General features: G+C 62.6%; 17 protein-coding genes. 12 read left to right on the top strand and 5 right to left on the bottom strand.

The window, feature by feature from the left end; genetic code table 11:
- The first annotated feature begins 22 nt into the window (after positions 1 to 22).
- The 7 genes from AS9A_RS22365 to AS9A_RS24275 all read left to right on the top strand — a co-directional run bounded on the left by AS9A_RS22365 (position 23) and on the right by AS9A_RS24275 (position 12,719).
- A complete protein-coding gene (locus AS9A_RS22365; RefSeq protein WP_013798144.1) occupies positions 23 to 1,423 on the top strand; it encodes a hypothetical protein in 1,401 nt (466 codons plus the stop codon).
- Positions 1,424 to 1,719: 296 nt separating this feature from the next.
- Entirely contained in the window at positions 1,720 to 2,259 is a 540-nt protein-coding gene (locus tag AS9A_RS22360) for a DnaB-like helicase N-terminal domain-containing protein (RefSeq protein ID WP_013798143.1), read from the top strand.
- A gap of 277 nt (positions 2,260 to 2,536) precedes the next feature.
- Complete coding sequence (locus tag AS9A_RS22355; RefSeq protein WP_237707999.1) at positions 2,537 to 3,739, top strand: IS256 family transposase; 1,203 nt, start codon at positions 2,537 to 2,539, stop codon at positions 3,737 to 3,739.
- 236 nt (positions 3,740 to 3,975) lie between these two features.
- Positions 3,976 to 4,620 (top strand): hypothetical protein, encoded by a 645-nt coding sequence (locus AS9A_RS22350; protein WP_041452413.1) that lies wholly within the window; start codon positions 3,976 to 3,978, stop codon positions 4,618 to 4,620.
- A 155-nt stretch (positions 4,621 to 4,775) separates the two neighbouring features.
- Positions 4,776 to 11,816: a helicase-related protein gene (locus tag AS9A_RS22345; protein ID WP_148262669.1), complete on the top strand. Its 7,041-nt coding sequence runs from the start codon at positions 4,776 to 4,778 to the stop codon at positions 11,814 to 11,816.
- A 90-nt stretch (positions 11,817 to 11,906) separates the two neighbouring features.
- Complete coding sequence (locus AS9A_RS22340; RefSeq protein ID WP_013798139.1) at positions 11,907 to 12,245, top strand: hypothetical protein; 339 nt, start codon at positions 11,907 to 11,909, stop codon at positions 12,243 to 12,245.
- Between the two features lie 318 nt (positions 12,246 to 12,563).
- Positions 12,564 to 12,719: a hypothetical protein gene (locus AS9A_RS24275; protein ID WP_013798138.1), complete on the top strand. Its 156-nt coding sequence runs from the start codon at positions 12,564 to 12,566 to the stop codon at positions 12,717 to 12,719.
- 129 nt (positions 12,720 to 12,848) lie between these two features.
- On the opposite strand, the gene AS9A_RS23995 is transcribed toward AS9A_RS24275, so the two are convergent.
- From AS9A_RS23995 to AS9A_RS24270, 3 genes are all read right to left on the bottom strand, one after another.
- Complete coding sequence (locus AS9A_RS23995) at positions 12,849 to 13,103, bottom strand: hypothetical protein (protein WP_041452412.1); 255 nt, start codon at positions 13,101 to 13,103, stop codon at positions 12,849 to 12,851.
- Positions 13,104 to 13,189: 86 nt separating this feature from the next.
- Positions 13,190 to 13,627 (bottom strand): hypothetical protein, encoded by a 438-nt coding sequence (locus tag AS9A_RS23030; RefSeq protein ID WP_013798136.1) that lies wholly within the window; start codon positions 13,625 to 13,627, stop codon positions 13,190 to 13,192.
- Positions 13,620 to 13,772 carry a hypothetical protein gene (locus tag AS9A_RS24270; protein ID WP_013798135.1) on the bottom strand — a complete coding sequence of 51 codons (153 nt, stop codon included), beginning with the start codon at positions 13,770 to 13,772 and terminating at the stop codon, positions 13,620 to 13,622. Before AS9A_RS24270 ends, AS9A_RS23030 begins: the two co-directional genes overlap by 8 nt.
- Positions 13,773 to 14,285: 513 nt before the next feature.
- Here AS9A_RS24270 and AS9A_RS22325 point away from each other — a divergent pair.
- From AS9A_RS22325 to AS9A_RS22305, 5 genes are all read left to right on the top strand, one after another.
- Complete coding sequence (locus AS9A_RS22325) at positions 14,286 to 14,681, top strand: hypothetical protein (RefSeq protein ID WP_013798134.1); 396 nt, start codon at positions 14,286 to 14,288, stop codon at positions 14,679 to 14,681.
- A 41-nt stretch (positions 14,682 to 14,722) separates the two neighbouring features.
- Positions 14,723 to 14,992: a hypothetical protein gene (locus AS9A_RS22320; protein WP_013798133.1), complete on the top strand. Its 270-nt coding sequence runs from the start codon at positions 14,723 to 14,725 to the stop codon at positions 14,990 to 14,992.
- A 119-nt stretch (positions 14,993 to 15,111) separates the two neighbouring features.
- Positions 15,112 to 15,318, top strand: coding sequence for a hypothetical protein (locus AS9A_RS23990; RefSeq protein WP_041452411.1), 207 nt, complete (start codon positions 15,112 to 15,114; stop codon positions 15,316 to 15,318).
- Positions 15,319 to 15,321: 3 nt separating this feature from the next.
- Entirely contained in the window at positions 15,322 to 15,540 is a 219-nt protein-coding gene (locus tag AS9A_RS22310; protein ID WP_148262668.1) for a hypothetical protein, read from the top strand.
- Positions 15,537 to 15,806 carry a hypothetical protein gene (locus AS9A_RS22305; protein WP_013798132.1) on the top strand — a complete coding sequence of 90 codons (270 nt, stop codon included), beginning with the start codon at positions 15,537 to 15,539 and terminating at the stop codon, positions 15,804 to 15,806. The genes AS9A_RS22310 and AS9A_RS22305 overlap by 4 nt, the downstream gene beginning before the upstream one ends.
- 443 nt (positions 15,807 to 16,249) lie before the next feature.
- On the opposite strand, the gene AS9A_RS22300 is transcribed toward AS9A_RS22305, so the two are convergent.
- Both AS9A_RS22300 and AS9A_RS22295 read right to left on the bottom strand, forming a co-directional pair.
- Positions 16,250 to 16,747 carry an HNH endonuclease gene (locus AS9A_RS22300; protein ID WP_041452436.1) on the bottom strand — a complete coding sequence of 166 codons (498 nt, stop codon included), beginning with the start codon at positions 16,745 to 16,747 and terminating at the stop codon, positions 16,250 to 16,252.
- Between the two features lie 118 nt (positions 16,748 to 16,865).
- A complete protein-coding gene (locus AS9A_RS22295; RefSeq protein ID WP_148262667.1) occupies positions 16,866 to 17,282 on the bottom strand; it encodes a hypothetical protein in 417 nt (138 codons plus the stop codon).
- Between the last annotated feature and the right edge of the window lie 345 nt (positions 17,283 to 17,627).

Here is a 17,627-nt window from a genome sequence, read left to right as displayed (position 1 = left end):
TGCCACGATAGGGAAAGCCGGAATGAAAGGGTCCGTCGTGATGGATCTGGAGACATATGTTGGCCAGGTGTGGAGTCCCGCCGTCCGCCCGCTTGCTGATGAGGCATGGCGGTGCTACAACGCCGGAGCTTTTCGCGCTTCCATCGCCGCCACCTGGACTGCGGTCACTGCCGATATCATCTCGAAACTCACCCGTCTTGCAGATGATGGCGACGCCAAAGCGGCCGACTTCCGTGACAAGCTCAGCAGCGCTAAAGCCCAGGGCATCACCCCGCCCGGTGTACGCGCTATGCGCGAGATCGAAGACACACTTCTGGCTGAGGCCGAGGCCTTCGAATTTATCGACTCTATCGGCGCCCGCGAGTTGGTGCGGATCCGCGAGGATCGCAACCTGTGCGTCCATCCGTCACTCCGGGGGCTAGGCAACGTTTACGATCCTCGTCCCGAGATTGCCCGTGCCCATCTAGCGGTAGCGTTGTCAACGCTCCTGACTCACCCACCCACCCAAGGTCGTAAGGTTCTCGAAGAGTTCAAGGCCTACATTTGCGACACGTACTTCGTGCCCACAACGCCGCATATCCAGGCCACCTTCTTCGACAGAGTTCGGACGGCGACCCGCCGCAACATCGTGTCCCTCGCGGCGAAGCATGCGCTCCTCGAGATCCCACCACCGGAAACAGTGCCGCTGACGCCGATTGAACACGCCGACCGGATGGCGACGGCCGTCAAAGCCTTCGCTCTTCGAGATCGCGAACTAGTGCGAAGTCTTGTGGTCGATCTCAGTGCGCGATTTCAGCCACTGGACGGCGCTACACAGCTACGCGCGCTCCTGCGTCTCGGTGATCAGGACTTCTTCTGGGACATGGTTGATCCGGCACTTGCCAGCCGGATCAACGAGCAGCTAAGTCAGCTTCCGATGGCGGCTAACACGTGGGAGCCGCTTCCTGTGGAGACAGCAGCATACCTTGCGCTGATTCGAGAAGACCTCGCCCGCGAACGTCTGCCGATCCTTGAACAGCAGTACTCCACACTGGCACCACTGCACCGGACGAACATCGCTGCCGCGCACCCGGATCGGTACTTCGTCCCGACCGTGATCAGTTCCGTGAAAGAGGCTTACAGCTTCCGCGTGGGCGAACAAGCTGGCCAGCTTGCAGTCCAGCACGCGCCGTACCTGTCGGTGCAAGATCTTAAGTCGGTGCTTGTTGAATGGGCCGCCAACGACCAATGCCGCATCGCGGCACTTATGCCCGGTCTTGCGGTTTCGTTGTTTCACGCCACTGTGCACCTCGGCGGTGAGCGGGCCCAAGCGTTCGAAGAGTTTCTCGCCACCGTGCGTGAAAAGGACGAAGAGCCTGGTAGCTACTACACATACCCAGACTTGGAGAGGACCCTGCAAGTCGCTAGACCCAGTGGTCGCTAGCGGCTCGCTGGAACCGTACGCGACGCTAGCCTGAAAGCGGCAGACAGTGTGGCCGTCGCGTCAGCGAACGTCCCCCGCACATGGCGGTCGGCAAGCTGTGCCAAGGTCAGCAAATACGGGCCAACCGGGGCACCCCGCGGGAAACCTGCGAGGTCTTCCCCCTGTCCCGAGCAACGGTAGTCCTCCACCTCAGTAGCTAAACTCCACCAATCAAAAACAAACGTTTGTGGGGTCAACCTCAACACGTAAACACGGAAAGACAGAAATACGGCGGTACAGAATTAGGAAGAGGGAAGTTGGGCGAGGAAACGATCCTGATCAGCGAGGGCGACCTCGCTGAGGCTGCCGGGGCGGATGCGGAAGCCTATGAGGTGCAGTTGCTTGGGGCGTTGATGTGGGCGCCGGAGCACCTCGCTGCCACCGCGGCCGGGCTGATCGGTCCCGCCGATTTCTACCGGCCCGCCGCGGGCGAGCTCGCCGCGGTGATCATTGAGCGCATCACAGACGGGCGGGACTATCACCCCGCAGCGATCCTCGCTGCCCTCACTGCCACGGGGAAAACCAGCGGGCAGCACGGGACCACGCTGGCCCGGCTGCTTACCGCCGCGACTACCAGCCCTGCCGACCCGCTGCACCTGCCCGCACTGACCTACCTCGTTGCGGCCGCGGCCGCGCGCCGCGCCTACACCGCGGCCGCGGTCACTCTTGATCAGGCCGCGCGCACCGCACCCGAAGCCCGGCTTTTCGAGCAGCTCCTCACGATCGGGCACACCGCCCGCGCCCGCGAGAACCGTATGACCCGCATCCGCGCATGGGCAGGCCACACCACCGGCTGAACCGCCACGAGTGCCGTGCTCGGCGCATTCGCTGGAATATTTATCCTTCCCGCAATCATCATGCTCATCATCTACTCTGCATCGCGACCCGTCCGCTACCAAACGCATTATTATTAGGCACTCGCGCCCAGCGGTGGCCGCTCGGGACTGTCTGATTATCGGTGGATCTGATCTTGGTTCGACACGCTGAGCGTTTGCTTGGTGGGAAGGAACCGAGGTGACCGAAACACTGGATCCCGTGGCGGAGACATTGGATGAGAAGGCTGTCGCGGAGCTGATGCTCGCGCAGGCCAGAGAGCAGGGCGTGGAGCTGGTCGGGCCGGACGGGCTGCTCAACCGGCTGACAAAGAGGGTTCTGGAGACCGCGCTGGAAGCGGAGATGAGCGAGCATCTCGGCTACGACAAGCACGACCGGTCGGGGCGCGGAAGCGGCAACTCGCGCAACGGCACGAGACCGAAAACGGTGCTGACCGAGATCGGGCCTGTTGAGATCGAGGTCCCGCGCGACACCGATGCGTCGTTCGACCCAGTGATTGTGCGTAAGCGGCAGCGCCGGTTGACCGGCGTCGATGAGATCGTGCTGTCGTTGACAGCGAAAGGCCTGACCACTGGGGAGATCGCCGCGCATTTCGACGAGATCTACGGGGCGAAAGTCTCCAAAGACACCATCTCCCGGATTACAGACAAGGTTGTCGCGGAGATGGCCGAGTGGTGCAATCGCCCACTCGATGCCGTGTATCCCGTGGTGTTCATCGACGCTATTCACGTCAAAATCAGGGACGGCCAGGTCGCCAACCGCCCCATCTACGTCGCCATCGGCGTGACCGTGCACGGTGAGCGCGACATCCTCGGCCTATGGGCCGGGGAGGGCGGAGAGGGTGCGAAGTACTGGCTGCAGGTGCTCACCGAGATCAAAAACCGCGGCACCGCCGATGTGTGCATCGTGGTGTGCGACGGGCTGACTGGGCTGCCGGACTCGGTGAATACCGTGTGGCCGGAAGCGGTGGTTCAAACATGCATAATCCACCTCTTGCGCAATACCTTCCGGTACTGCTCCCGCAAATACTGGGACGAGATCGCCCGCGACATCAAACCGGTGTACACCGCTAAAACCGCTGCCGCAGCATCGGAGCGGTTCAGCGAGTTCGCAGCCAAATGGGGTCCCCGCTACCCGGCGATCGTCAGGATGTGGGACCAGGCGTGGAGCGAGTTCGTGCCGTTTCTGGCCTACGACCCGGAGATAAGGCGTGTCGTGTGCTCCACGAACGCCATCGAAAGCATCAACGCGCGCTACCGCAGAGCGATCCGGGCGCGCGGGCACTTCCCGACCGAGCAGGCCGCGTTGACGTGTCTCTATCTTGTGACCCGTTCCCTGGACCCAACCGGGCGCGGCAAGGCACGCTGGGCAGTGAGGTGGAAGCCAGCGCTCAACGCGTTCGCGATCGCATTCGAAGGCCGCATTAACCCGAGCGGAAACTAACAATGCCAAGATCAGATCCACCCTTTATCGGACACTCCCGGCCGCTCAACACCCAGGTCAAAAGGGTTTTGCATGTTACCGGCTGCTAGGGTCGGTAGGCATGTCGCGCCCCTCCCGCGGTCGCGCGCGGGGCGCTGCAACCCGAGTTCAGGGGTGAATACGAGGAGGCCGGGTGGCGCAGCGGAACGAGGATCAGGGCGCATTCGAGTTCAATATCGGTGAGGGGAGCGACGGTGATGGTGGACAGGGAACTGGTCGAGGGAATCGATCAGCAGATCGTGAGCGAGACACAGCGGATTCTGACCGAGTGGGTTGGGCTCGGCCCGGGGCTGAGCCTGGCCGAGAAGCAGGATCAAATCGAGCGGGAAGCGTTGCGGCTGCAGCAGATGACCGAGGCCGCAGCCGAGATGTTCGAAGCTCAAGCATTGAAGGAGTGGACCCCGCCGGGGCAGACACCGAGCTTCCGCACCAAAGTCCAGGCGCGGGAGAGCGCGTGGAGGCAAGCGCGGGAGATGGTGCTCGCCGAGGAACTGTACTCACAGGTGACCCCGGATATGAAGCAGGAGAAGGAAGCGTATATCGCGGGGCTGGATCAGCAGATCCAGCAGGAGTACGACCGGGCGATGCTGGCGCGCGAATCCGATCGGTGGAAGACACAGAACGTCAAACCGAACACGGTGGCAGTGAGGGTCGTGGACCGGGTGTGGATGCACAAATCGGGGGCATTCAAAGCGTTAGCGGAATCGCTCATCGCGCAGCGGATCGAGGACAATCAGCCGGTCCCGGCGACGCCGCACGATCAGTTGGCGGAAGATCTGGAGGCGATGATTCTGGACGAGCTCCAGGCGAATCCACCCGACGATCCGCAGCTTCCGTTCTAGACCTGCAGTACGCGTGGGCCGGTGCCCATCGGGATGTTTTAGCCGTCGTCGCGCGTGGGCGCACAGTCGCTAAGCGACTCGCATCAGCCCAGCGCGCATTAGAAATCGCTGAGGCACGCGGACTCAGCGAGGGCGCGAGCACCAACGCTGCACGAGTGGACCAGCTGCAGAGTGAATTGCAGCGGATGCGTGGTGAATGGCGCACACTAGCTGACCGCGACGCCCAGCTTGCCAACCAGCTACGGGAAGCCGGGATCGACCCGGCTGAGGTCCCGCAGTCCCTCGTTACTCAGTCCCCGAATCGCAAGACGGGGCGTGACTGGCGCACCGAATCCGCGACACCGCGGCAATTGACGACGCTGAATCGCCTCAGCCGTGAAGCTGGCCAGGACTTCACCCCCGAGCCGGGTCTGACGAAAGGCGAGGCCAGCGATTTAATCCAGGCCCTCAACACGCCCGCGCAACAGCCGGAACCACCTGCCAAGCCGACCACGAGTCCCGCACACGAAGCCGCGTCGGGACCAGCCACTGAGACCCGGCATGAATCGCCTGTTGATGTGGAGTTGCTGCTCTTGCAGCGTCTCTCCGAGCACGATCCGGAGATGGACACGGTTGCAGCGTCGCCGTCTAACACTTTCGATCAGTACGCCATCATCGCGAATGAGCAATTCACCCAGCGGGCAGTGCTAGAGGCGGGTGAACTCGCTCTCGATCCTGACACGAGCCTGCAGCTCCGTGACGAACTGCGCTCCTTCCTCAACGACGAGTCGCGCTGGCGAGCGACGGGTGAGCGCGCCGCGGCCGCTTACTGGGAGCAGCGCCGCGGCCCCGCAGAGCCAGACCCGGCTGTTGAGCAGCTACGTCAACGGGTCGAGCAAGAACGCGAACCAGGTGAACCGGTACTGTCGGCCCTCCAGCACATACTCGACACCACTGCCCCGCAAACGGAGGCAGAGGTATCAGTAGCCAGCGATACGGACGAACTCCGGGCCGCCGACGCACAGCGATCTGATGCGATTGCACAGCAGCAAGACGCTATCGACATCATCGCGGCCGAAAGTACACAGCTACCGGCCGAGAGCATCGCCCCACCGGCGACGATCGTCATTCCTGACGACGTGTGGGGTCCCCCGCTGACTCACCCGGCCTGGCGGGACGGCACGCTCATTCCCGCGGTCACAGAATCTGGGGCAAACCGCTACATCACCCCCGAGCAGGCGGCGCAGTACCAGGGCGCGGCGGCAGCACCCGAATCCGTCTCTGCCCCGGACCAGCCTGAACCGGAAGCACCTGAACACCAGCCTGGGTCCGTGCCGGTACCTCCCCCTTCTCCTCTTCTGAGCCAGGAGACACTCGGCCGAGGTAATTACGAGCTTGGCGACGAGGTCGTTGTCCCGTCGGGAGCGAAGGCGCGTGTCCGCGCGAACATAGAAGCAGTCCGCCTCGTCCAGCTTCTCGAGGAACAGGGCCGGGATGCTTCTCCAGAGGAGCAAGCTATCCTCGCGCAGTGGTCAGGGTGGGGCGCCACCCCGGAGGTGTTCGACAACCGCCAGCGGTTTGCGGAGGAATGGCAGGCCGAGCAAACCGAACTGCGTGAGCTGCTCGGGGAAAAGGGATTCGCGGCCGCACGCGCAACCACACTCAATGCTCACTACACCGACCCCGGGGTTGTGCAGGAAATGTGGAGGGCACTGCAGCGTGCGGGTCTGCCAGACCGGGCGCTCATCGTCGAGCCAGGCTGCGGTTCCGGCAATTTCGTCGGCACCGCACCTTCCGGTGTGAACATGGTGGGCGTCGAAATTGAGGCGGTCAGCGCGAGAATCGCGCACCATCTTTATCCCTCAGCCCAGATACGTAACCACGGTTTTGAACGTAACTTCGCGCCGGACGGTGCTTTCAGCGGCGCGATCGGCAACGTGCCCTTCGCGAAAACCGGTATCTACGACCCGGTCCACAACCCCGAGGGTTTCTCCCTGCACAACCAGTTCATCGTGAAAAGCCTCGCGCTGACAGCTCCGGGCGGTTACATCGCGATGATCACCTCGGCGCACACCAGTGATTCGGTCCGGCCAGAGGCCCGGCAGCGCATGGCCGAACTGGGTGACCTGATAGGCGCAGTCCGGTTGCCGACCGGGGCGTTCGACCGGCAAGCCAAAACCGATGTCGTCACCGATGTGCTGATCTTCCGGCGGCGTGAGGAAGGCCGACAGCCGAGCGAGGAAACCACATTGTGGGCAGGTCCTGTCGATGAGGTGGAAGTCCGCAACGAACGGTCCGGCCACCTCGCACCACTGCGCCTGAACAGATACTTCGCCGAGCATCCCCAGCGGGTCCTTGGTGATCTCACACTCGGCAGTGGACTGCACGAACGCATGGGACTCGTCGTCACTGCCCGCACTGACACGCCGCTCGCCACGCAGCTCCGCGAGCAACTCGACCCATTCATCGATCACGCCCTCGCCGCAGGCCTTGCGTTCAGCGCCAAGCCAGGCAGCGGCTGTGAAGCACTGCGCGAACCAGGGCTGCTCGACGCAACAGCAACCGACCGTGACACAGAGATACTTCCAGGAACTCTTCGGTGGAACGAAGTAGCCGAGTCCTTCGAGCAGTTCAACATTGGCAGCGGATGGAACACCGTCAATTGCCGGGGGGCCGCGAAACAACAGCAGTGGCGGCTCATCACGGACATGGGGCAGACAATCCTTGAGCTGAACGAAGTGAGCCGCGACCCCAGCTCGCAGCGAGCTGACCGTGACGCTCTGCGGGACCGTCTGAACAGCTTGTACGACCAGCACCTCGCCGGGTTCGGGCCGGTCAACCGCTTCAAACTCCAAACGGTGCAGGCACTGACCGACGATGCGATCAATAAAGCGTTCGACGAAAAGATCGCTAAATGGCGCAGCGACGCAGGCAAGGCCGAAGCCCGTGAAAACGGACTTGACCCAGCTGAGGCCCGGTCGCACACAGGTGAAGTCCCCGCAGAAATACGTGAACAGCTCTATGACGAAGCATCAACACCGCGCTCCCCACGGAAGGTCCGAAGCCACCTCGAAGGCGCGATCGCACGCGATCCGCGGCTGGGGATGGTTCTCGGAGCCGAAGACTTCACGTCCGACTATGACGGCAGCAACGCCGTCGCGGTGAAAGGCCCGATCTTCACCGAGGACGTCACACCCTTCACCGATCCCGCGGTCTCCGCGGAAACCGCTGAAGAAGCCGCCGCTATCAGCTTCGATGAAACCGGCGAGATCAGGCCCGAACGGATGGCTGAACTGCTCGGGATGTCGATTCCAGACACTCTCGCAGCATCGCGGGGCACAATTTTCCCGTCACTTGACGACGATCACCGCTGGGAGTTCGCGGCAACCTTCCTGTCAGGGCATATCCGCGACAAACTCACCCTCGCACGACAGCGCGTCCACCAGAACCCCGCTCGCTACGACGGAGTGGTCGAAGCCCTCGAAGCGGTCATGCCGACTGAGGTTGAACCCGCGAACATCCGCGTCCGGCCGGGTGCAACCTGGGTGCCAACGGAGTATTACCGCCAGTTCCTCGCCCAGGAGTTCAAACTGGACGCTGACCGGCTGACCACTGAACTTGACCCAGTCAGCGGCCAATGGTCGTTCTCCACCGAGCAGAACAACCGGCACGTCGATGACATCCGCGGCTACCCGGACCCGTATGGCAGCCGCCGTATCAGTGGTGTGGAAATCTTCAACATGATCGCCAACAACAAGCCCGTGGTCGTCAACAAAACGGCCGACGAGCTGGAGGCGAACCCCAACCCGTCCTATCACCTCGAACACACCGCAGCTGCCCGCGCCGCCGCAACACAGCTGCAGCAGAAGTTCGCGGACTGGCTGTGGGCTGACGGCGATCGGTACCTGCGGCTGAAAAACATCTTCAACGAGAAGTTCAACAGCTTCGTTAAACCTGTTCACAGCGCCGAGTACAAAACCTATCCAGGGCTGAACCCCAAATACCGGCTCTACGCCTACCAGGCCCGCGCAGTGCAGCGGTACCTCAACGACGAAACAATCCTCCTCGACCACGTCGTCGGCGCCGGAAAAACCCTGACTATCACCGTCAGCGCGATGGAAGCCAAAAGACTCGGACAGGTCCGGCAACCGTGGATCGTGGTACCCAACCACTTGCTGGGCCAGTGGGCCAACGAGGCCCGCGACGCTTACCCCAACGCGAAAATCCTTGTGGGCACAGATATGTCCGGTCCCCAAGACAGGCAGCGTTTCATCGGCCAGACCGCTGCGGCCGACTGGGACCTAGTCATCGTCCCGCAAAGTGTGTTCACACTTATCGGAATGAAACGTGAAGCGCAGATCGAATACCTCGAAAACGAGATCACCGATATGCGCCAGGCCCTCGACGCCGCCAACCAGAATGGCGCCGACTTCACGGTCAAACAGATCGAACGGTCGATCCGCGCAACCGAGGACCGGATCACGAAGATCATCGAGCAGACCCGCAGCGATGAGGGACTGACGTTTGAACAGTCAGGCTGCGACTCACTGTGGGTTGACGAGGCACACGAATACAAGAACCTCACCCGCGCCTCCGCCTCCCGTGACCTCGCCGTCAACGACGGCAGTCAGCGCGCCTCCGACCTTGAAATGAAAGCTCGCTACCTGCGCGCTGAGGGAGAGCGCCGCAACGCAGTACTAGGCCGCCCCAACGCCCCTGTGAAAGCACTCGCCTTCGCTACCGGAACCCCGGTAAGTAACTCCCTGTCCGAGCTGTGGGTAATGAACAAATACCTGCGCCCCGATCTGCTCGCCGACGCGGGACTGGGCCGAATCGACAACTGGGCGCAAACCTTCGCCGAATCGGTGACAAAAGCCGAAATGAACGTCACCGGAACCAAACTCCGCATGGTCACACGCATGGCGGAATACGCCAACGTACCCCAGCTGGTTGCCATGGTCGACCAGTTCCGCGACGTCGTCACCCGCGACGACATCCCCGTCAGACTGCCCGCCATCGCAAGCGGCCAGGCACAGAGCCTCGAATTCGACATGCCGCAAGAAGTCCTCGACTTCATGGCTGATCTCGACGATCGCCTCGCTGACCTCAAAACAGAACACCCCGAACTGCACGAGCAGATGCAGCCAACCTGGGACAACACTCTCAAAATCGCCACTGACGGGCGTAACGCCACCATGCACCCGCGTCTCGCGGGCCTCTCATCACCGCCCCCAGAAAAATCCCGCGTCGAGGCCGCAGCGGACTACCTATGGAAGGTGCATACCGACAACACTCACCTGCACGCACCCGCCGACAAGCACGGCCCGGCCGTAGACGGAGTGTTCCAGCTGGTCTTCTGCGACAGAGGTACACCGAAACCCGGTGACGGTCCGCGCGCACAAAACGTCTACACCGAGCTGCGAGATGCGCTCATCGCACGAGGCATGGCGAAGGAGCAGATTGCGTTCCTCCACGACGCGAAAACCGCCAAAGCCAAGACCCAGATGATTGAGGCATGCCGCGACGGACGCATCCGCGTGCTCATCACCTCCACCCGAAAAGGCGGTACCGGGCTCAACGCGCAGCGGCTGCTGAAAACCGTACTGAACATGGACGCCGCATGGACCGCAGCTGACATGGAACAGCGGATCGGCCGCGGCATCCGGCAGGGCAACGTCAACGACGACGTCAACATCGTCAACCTCGTCGCACGCCGCTCCTACGACGCCACCATGTACCAAGTCGTCGAACGCAAAGCCAACGCGGTCGCGCAAATCCGCAGCGAAGACCTCCCTCCAGCCATGGAAGACATCGGCGCTGACCTCACCCTGTCCTGGGCACAAACTAAAGCCGCAGCGACAGGCGACCAGGTTTACATCAAACAGGTCGAAGCCGATCAGAACGTCGAAACCCTCGAAGCGCGGCAGAAAGCCGTCGACAATGCTAACGCCGCGCGGCGCGCCAGCATCTCAGCGCTGCGCCGCAGCATCCAGACAATCGAGAAACAGCTTCCCGGCCTTCAGGATGTCTCGGGCCAGCTCACGACATGGAGCAACACAGACCGCGACCACAGATACTGGCAGTTCAACAGCCGCGCCATCGCTGACAGTGACACCACGGGGCTCGTCACCGGGTTACGCGAATCACTCACCGGGGTCATCCGCAACAAACACGCACTCGAACGTGAACCGGCAGTTGCAACAATCGCGGAAGACTCCGCCTTCACACTGTCGTACAACTCAGCGACCTCGATGTACGGTCTCAGCTTCCACGGACGCACCCGCTACCTGGACCGGGACAAAGTCACCGAAATCATGCGCTCCGACAGCGCCGTCCACGGCATGCTCAAAATCATGCGGAACATGGCCGGGGAGATCCCGTCCCGCGCTGACGCAATGCACCGCCAGCTCAAAGAAAACAACGTCAAACTCGCCGCGGCCATGAAAGAGCCCGAAGCCTTCTTCACCGAAGCCGACGAACTCGAACAAGCACGACTTGAAGCTCAAGAACTCCGGCTAGAGGTCAACGCCCGCGAAAACTCACCCGAAGCCCTGACACGGCAAACATCCGACGTCGAACGACGGCGGTCCCAGGGGCAATACCGCGGGTGGTCCCGCGACCTCAACCCCACCGAAGGGTGGGCCGAAGCACGCGGCACGACCCGGGAGCAACTCAGCGCCTCCGTCCCTCAGCGCATGGCCGACGCCAAAAACCAGTGGGAAGCCGACGCCGCCGAACGCGAACAGCGAGCGCGTACTAACCCATGGCAGGCAACCCATATCGGTGCGAACGAGCTGCGCTACGGCTACAACCCAGAGACGGGGAAACCCGGAGCTCGCACCTCCTGGCGCGCCCGCCAATGGCATTGGCAAGCCTGGAATAGCGACGGTGACCTTGTATCCGGTGCCGCAAACACCCAGGGGAGGGCACGCAGCAGCGCCGAAGCAGCGCTGCACGACAAACTCAAAATCCCCGCAGGCGAGCTAACCCACGCAGACCTCACCCGCGAAAGCCTCCGCCGCTACACCGAACGCCAGGCCATAGCCACCGAAGCAGAATCCAGCAGCCTCACTGACAGTCTCCGTGCTGCCGCGCTAGGACGAACCACCCCCCAGATCAGATTCAAGAAAAAAAGCACAGCAGCGCACCACCCGAACGATGCAACCCATCGCCACGCCGACAAAACCGCCGATCAAGGTGCTGAACCCGAGTTATGACCACAGCCGGAGATACAGCTACTTCGCTATAAGCGCTACATTGCCAGCATTGCTACAGCCATCAGAAATGGGGCCGCAGAAAGGCTAAACATGACCATGAATGAAGACGCTGAGAATGCGGCCGAGGCTATCCGCACCATCAACCACACCTTGTCGTCACGGTTCGCTGTCCCCGCGCCCGAGGTGTATGGGGTGCTCAGTGAGCTGAAATTGGTGGCGTACCGATTCCCGCAAGCGCTGACGAGTCTCGCGGAAGGGCTCGCGATTTCCCTTGATGAGTACGACGTGTACGACAACGCGGGCGAGCCCGCTAGCAGTGTCGCGGCGTGCAACGCCAGCTTGCAGCGCGCCGCCATGCTCCTCGCTCAGGCCGGAGAAGAACTGGAGAAGGCTCAGTCGGCCCTCTCGTCCCAGGGATACCGCGACTAGCCATTGCTGCTATCGCCACGGTCGAGCAGCGTCCACCCGCACGCCCGGCACGTCCATGTCCGGCAGTACGGTTCCTCCTCGGTCTGCCACCCCACAAGCACCGTTCCCGGACCCAATCTGTGCCCGCGCGGACAGGCGCGTGGGGACCACTCCACCAGCCGGGCCACACACCAATTCTACCCAAGCATCGAACGCTTGTTCGATATAGTGTTCCGGGTGTGGCAGGGCATTCGAGGGAAGCGTTTGCCCTGCCACACAATCAGTCTGCGGATAGGGCGAAATCTGGTGAAGCGGTATGCGTGAAGGGAGCCGGCTTAAATGAGTTACCCGCCCGAGGACGATCGAGGCCAGCGGGGATTGGTGCGCCTGCCGGACGGCACCTATGGGTTCCGTTATGACGAAGGCGCCGACCCTATCCCGCTGGTAACACCACGGCCAGCGAAGGCCGCGCGTCCTGCTGACGGAAACGACTGACCAGGTCACTGGCGAAGAACGGGGCCTGTCCCCCTGTTGCTTTGTCTATTACGCAGACGGCCACATGCTCACCTCGGAGCGGGCCAGAAAGGGCACTCGGGGCATGCTGGTCGACTTGCTACAGCGTGCTCAATGCGGAGGACGCACGATGTAGATGAAGTACGCGCAGTGGTCGAACCGTCGGAACCGCCGACACTTGCGGTCTTTCGCGCTCATCAGCAGCTGGACGATCGCCCCCTCGCTGACATCACCGTCCCCTACTACCCACCCCAACTGCGCCGGTTCACCGACCTGGGAGACGGTCGAGTGGAGCAGCAAGCACGCCCTTTTGTTCTCGAGTACCCATTCCAGCGGACGGTCGTGCGGATCGGTCCCGACTGCCATGAACCGGACCTGCCTTGCCCTGCCGGGTCACGGATTCACGACACGCCAGTCCGTGAGTGTGGATGCCCCATAGGTTGGTGACAGCGCTACAGTGCGGATCCGAATGAGGCGCGTGCCTCTTCGTGCGACTTCTTCGGCGGGTCCGTTCGGAGGTGCGAAGCAACCTCGTCGAGTAGTGCCAACATGTCGCCCCGACTTAGGAAGCCGAAGCTTCCGAAGACTCCGCCCGTCGTCTCTTTGGTGATTTCAAGATTCCCGAACCGTGCGTTGAGCTCCCAGTATCTAGACTCTTGATACGTGAACTGACCTCCATGCGCCAACCCGTTTCGCACATGTCGCAAGAAGACGAGGACCGGCGCTTTATCAAAGTACGCGTGCTCGCCCAGCGCAGCTGCAACACGGATGACAGCGAGTTCGAGCCAACTATCAACGACAGCGAATTGGCGCTCCTTATCATGCCGAGCGCCCTCGACAACCTCACGAAACGACAGCGTGTAGTGACTGCCACCTCGCCGATTAAGCACGATCGGAATCGGTCTCGAGTGACACTCCAGATTCAGCGAGTAGCCGCTCGACATTCGGGCTCACCGCCAACGGTAGACCGACGACGGTGAGCACGAAGTGCCCTTTCAGCCGGTCGATCAGGTCGGCGGTTTCCTGTGCAGTCACGCATCCAATGGTCTCACTGCGCGACACTCAAGGATGTTGCGGACCCGCCAGTCCAGGTGCCAAACCGTCCGCCGCACAGCAGCCCAGCCCGCTGCACACCAGCAATTGAGTGTGCATCTAAACCGAGACGATTCAAGGGGCTGGCCCCCCTTTCATTTACTCGGCCCCGATCGTGTGGCGCCGCGCGGGGCGGGTGAGCGCCTTCGGCGGATCACCACGCTGCGCGTGGTGGCCTGTGTTGACCCGGCCTGGCGGCCGGGACTGTGTCCTATGACGTGTTTGCTTTCCCTGACACGCCGATTCTCGGCGGGGCCTCGTCGCAGTCAAGCGCCGCAGCAAAGCTGCCGCGATTCCCCCGAAAACTTTGTGCGCCCTGCGGGCCGCTGCGCTCGCAAGAACTTTTCTCCTCCTCGCGGTCCCGGAGCTTGACAGCTCCCACGGCCCCGTTCGATTCGGCTTCATGTCAGGGAAAGCAGAACTTCGGGCGCAACCTCGAAGGAAACGGAGGCCGTCATGGCAGGCACACACACCGAAACCGTCGTCGTGATCGACAGCGGAAAGGTCCGCATCGCAGACGTTGATATGCGCTCCTACAGCAGCCTTGCGGGTGTCGGAATCACCAGTGAGCAAGAACGAGTCAACGCCATCGCACGCGCAATATCCGGTCACACATGGTGGGCAATCCATCACGCAACCGGGCCGCGCGGAACCGTCGACGCGATCGCGGAGATCGGCACCCTCACCGACCGCAACCACACCGCCGAGCGCTTCTTCACCCACCACCGCATGCCCATGCCAGCACTTGGATTGCGCGGCCCCGTGGTCCTCATCCGCGACGGAATGACACCGGAGCAAGCCGAACGCATCACCGCGCAGGTCCGCGAAGACCTCGCACAGCACGCCGCCTAAAACCCACCGTCACTGCTCAACAACAACGAAAAGGAACCCCAATGATCGCCACCCTCATCACCACAGACGGTGTGTACCGGCAGCTCTCCGACGGCAACCGCGACACGCTGCACGAACATCTCGGCGCACAGTTCGACATGCTCACCCTCACCGACACCACCGACATGTGGATCAGTGACGACCCGCACCACGCGCACACCCTCAACCCGGAAGCCACACAGATCGCGGCCCAAGCAGGCTTCCCCATCGAGGTGTACGGCACCGCGATAGTGCTCACCGCACCGCAACCGGCCTACGCGCTCGCGCACTAAAAGACGGTCCCGTACCAGGCTCCGCGAACTCGCGGCAGTGTTCGAGGGAACCCGAACACACGTCCCCGCAACAGGCCGGGGCCAACAGGCCCCGGCCCCGCCAGACAAGGGAGGAACCAGTGCAACCCGGCCTATTCGGGACCGTGGACACACGCCAGGCACACCATGCCGCGTGGATCGCACGCGTCCAGGTACTCAGCGGGTGGCGGTGCCCGCACTGCGGCCACATCGAGCCGACCGACTCCACGCTCGGCATCAATCACGGTTTCTGGGAGCACACGCCAGACCCGGTGACCCCGATCTGCGCGCGGCGACGGAAGGACTAAATGATGTGCAGGTACCGAGTGATCGACAAGCCCACCATCGGCCGGACACGGTTTCACTATCCCGGCAGCATCGAGTACGGCTGGTGGACCGTCAGCGTGCTCGCCCAATTCGACGGAGACACCCGCATTGTGATGCTCGGAGACGAGCACGACAACTGGCACGACGCGATCAGGGAAGCCCACGACATACTCAGCCGCAGCGAAGGAACACCCCAGCCATGACCACGCCACTGTTCCCCGACTGCATCATTCCAGGGTGCACACACCCAGTCACCACCTTCGGTGACGCGTGCACCGACTGCCACACCACATTCGGCCCGATGCTCCGCGACGGAGGCACACCCGTCACCGAAGAAGAAATCCGGGAACGCGACGACACGACCCGCGCGATCTACCAGCACCGCACACACATGCGCCGATACCGCACCACACCAGACGACGGAGGCCTAGGAATGAAACCCCCGCACCATCACCGGCACCGCCTCTGACTCCGACAAAAACGAATGTAAAGACTGTAAACGCCAGTAAAGAACCAGCGAGGGAACCCACATGAAAACCTATGCCGTCACAGTGGCCGAGCACTCCGTATCAACATTCACCCTCACCGCCGGAACCGCCGCGAGTACCGATGTGCGCGAACGCGGCGTGCACGCGGCCGAACGGCAACGTCACCCGGAAATCGCGGGAGTGAGACCGGGCGCCATCGAGGCACCCGGCCTCACACTCGCTGCCTGGGGAGAAAGGGAACGATCACAGTGCGCGGCCCGATCCGCCGGATCCAGGACATCACCCTGCTCACCACCGTGGAGCAGTGTGCCCCTCATCGTGTGCCGGATTCGTGAAGACGGGACACTCTGGCGCCCCGAACACGCCCTCCCCCGGGTGCGTGACGTGAGCAGAATGATGGCCGGAAGAAGCGCCAGCGGCAGAATCAGAACAACGCCGGATGATCACCCGCACCGTGCAGCGCGTCACGGAAACGCTGCCCGTCCCACCCGTCACGGACCGCGGCGCGCACCGCCCGGGACCGCTCTGCCCGGTCCCGGCCAGTGCCGGGAAGCCACCGATTCCAGCGCCCCCGCACCCGGCCCTTCTCCGCCATATCGCGTGAATTCTCCCGTGGCGTTCCCGCCACAACATGTGCGCCCGCCCGCACACACAACGGGACGTCGCACAGGTGCAGGCTCACCCAGTCCAAGGGAAGCGGAGCGCCACCATTAGCAAGAACCAGCGCATAGCGGTGCGGGCGCACCGCGCGCTGACGACCGTCCCGCTTGATCCAGAAACGCCCGTACCCGTCATCACCAATCGCGCCGACCCACACCCAGCAGTCATCTGCGCCTGGCCCCCGCACCACCGACGACCAGAACCGCGCAATCTCACGCTCGTTACGCACCGGATCGACCGCTAACGGCTGCGGTGCACTCACCGCGCCCGCCCCTTCGCTTCTCTGCGCCGCTGCACCACAGCCGCGCCACCGTGAAACAGCGCGCTGACCCACGAGGGTGATGTCTCCTGTCCGGCTGCGAGAGTGACGTGGACAACGGTCACGACGCAGCGGCGACCGAATCCGGAACGGTCTCCCGGTCCGCACCGGCTGACTCCACCGACGCGGTGGCATCTTTCCTGCTGTGTTTCTGCGCCAGCACGGCGCGTACCTCCTTTGTGGACAGTCCTGTCCATTCCGCGATCGTGCCGATGGTCTCGCCGTTGTCCTTAATCCCCGCGAGCGCGTCTCGCTTCGCCGATGACAGCGAGTTCTTCTTCTCGTCGGCTTCCGCGCGGATACGCTCGATCTTGCGCTCGGTTTCGTCGTCAATCACGGATTCCCGCTCGACCGACTCGAAAAACATGTCGAGGTGTTTCGCGTTCTCCTCGTCGCGACGGCGGCGCTGCGCGAGCGCTTCTGCTGTCCGCTTGCGCGCCTGAGCGCGCGCGGAAACCTGTGAATTCGTCGATGCCATGCCCAGCATCATACGAACACCGTCTGACACTCACACCTCGGCACACATCGAGGTGATCGACACAACAGGAAGCGGTCCGCGAGTACCTCACCATCCCGCCGGAAACCGGAAAACCTAACGCCACCAAACCACCGGAACACTCACAGTGGTGTCGCTGCGAGATTAACATCCGCGTCGCCGGTCACTCGCACCTCCGAATCCCCAGCGCGTGCCTGTCCCGCACCTCAACCCGCTATGCACGCCACACATTGTGGCTCTGTAGCCCTGCAGCTCTATGGCGTGCATCACTTTGTTCCTTCACACCTCTGGCTGAAATTCAGACTTTAGGGGAAGCGCCGTAAGATC

The sequence above is a fragment of the Hoyosella subflava DQS3-9A1 genome (assembly GCF_000214175.1).
GTDB classification, from domain to species: domain Bacteria; phylum Actinomycetota; class Actinomycetes; order Mycobacteriales; family Mycobacteriaceae; genus Hoyosella; species Hoyosella subflava.
The sequence above is the reverse complement of the archived record's forward strand: the minus strand, read 5'-3'. Positions and strand labels throughout refer to the sequence as shown.

Excerpts from the sequence above, each read along its gene's own strand:
- AS9A_RS22355 (WP_237707999.1), top strand. The coding sequence starts at position 2,537 with ATGCTCGCGCAGGCCAGAGAGCAGGGCGTGGAGCTGGTCGGGCCGGAC.
- AS9A_RS22305 (WP_013798132.1), top strand. The coding sequence starts at position 15,537 with ATGACCACGCCACTGTTCCCCGACTGCATCATTCCAGGGTGCACACAC.
- AS9A_RS22365 (WP_013798144.1), top strand. The coding sequence starts at position 23 with ATGAAAGGGTCCGTCGTGATGGATCTGGAGACATATGTTGGCCAGGTG.
- AS9A_RS23995 (WP_041452412.1), bottom strand. The coding sequence starts at position 13,103 with ATGGCAGTCGGGACCGATCCGCACGACCGTCCGCTGGAATGGGTACTC.
- AS9A_RS22295 (WP_148262667.1), bottom strand. The coding sequence starts at position 17,282 with ATGGCATCGACGAATTCACAGGTTTCCGCGCGCGCTCAGGCGCGCAAG.
- AS9A_RS22350 (WP_041452413.1), top strand. The coding sequence starts at position 3,976 with ATGGTGGACAGGGAACTGGTCGAGGGAATCGATCAGCAGATCGTGAGC.
- AS9A_RS22340 (WP_013798139.1), top strand. The coding sequence starts at position 11,907 with ATGACCATGAATGAAGACGCTGAGAATGCGGCCGAGGCTATCCGCACC.
- AS9A_RS22325 (WP_013798134.1), top strand. The coding sequence starts at position 14,286 with ATGGCAGGCACACACACCGAAACCGTCGTCGTGATCGACAGCGGAAAG.
- AS9A_RS22320 (WP_013798133.1), top strand. The coding sequence starts at position 14,723 with ATGATCGCCACCCTCATCACCACAGACGGTGTGTACCGGCAGCTCTCC.
- AS9A_RS22310 (WP_148262668.1), top strand. The coding sequence starts at position 15,322 with ATGTGCAGGTACCGAGTGATCGACAAGCCCACCATCGGCCGGACACGG.
- AS9A_RS24275 (WP_013798138.1), top strand. The coding sequence starts at position 12,564 with ATGAGTTACCCGCCCGAGGACGATCGAGGCCAGCGGGGATTGGTGCGC.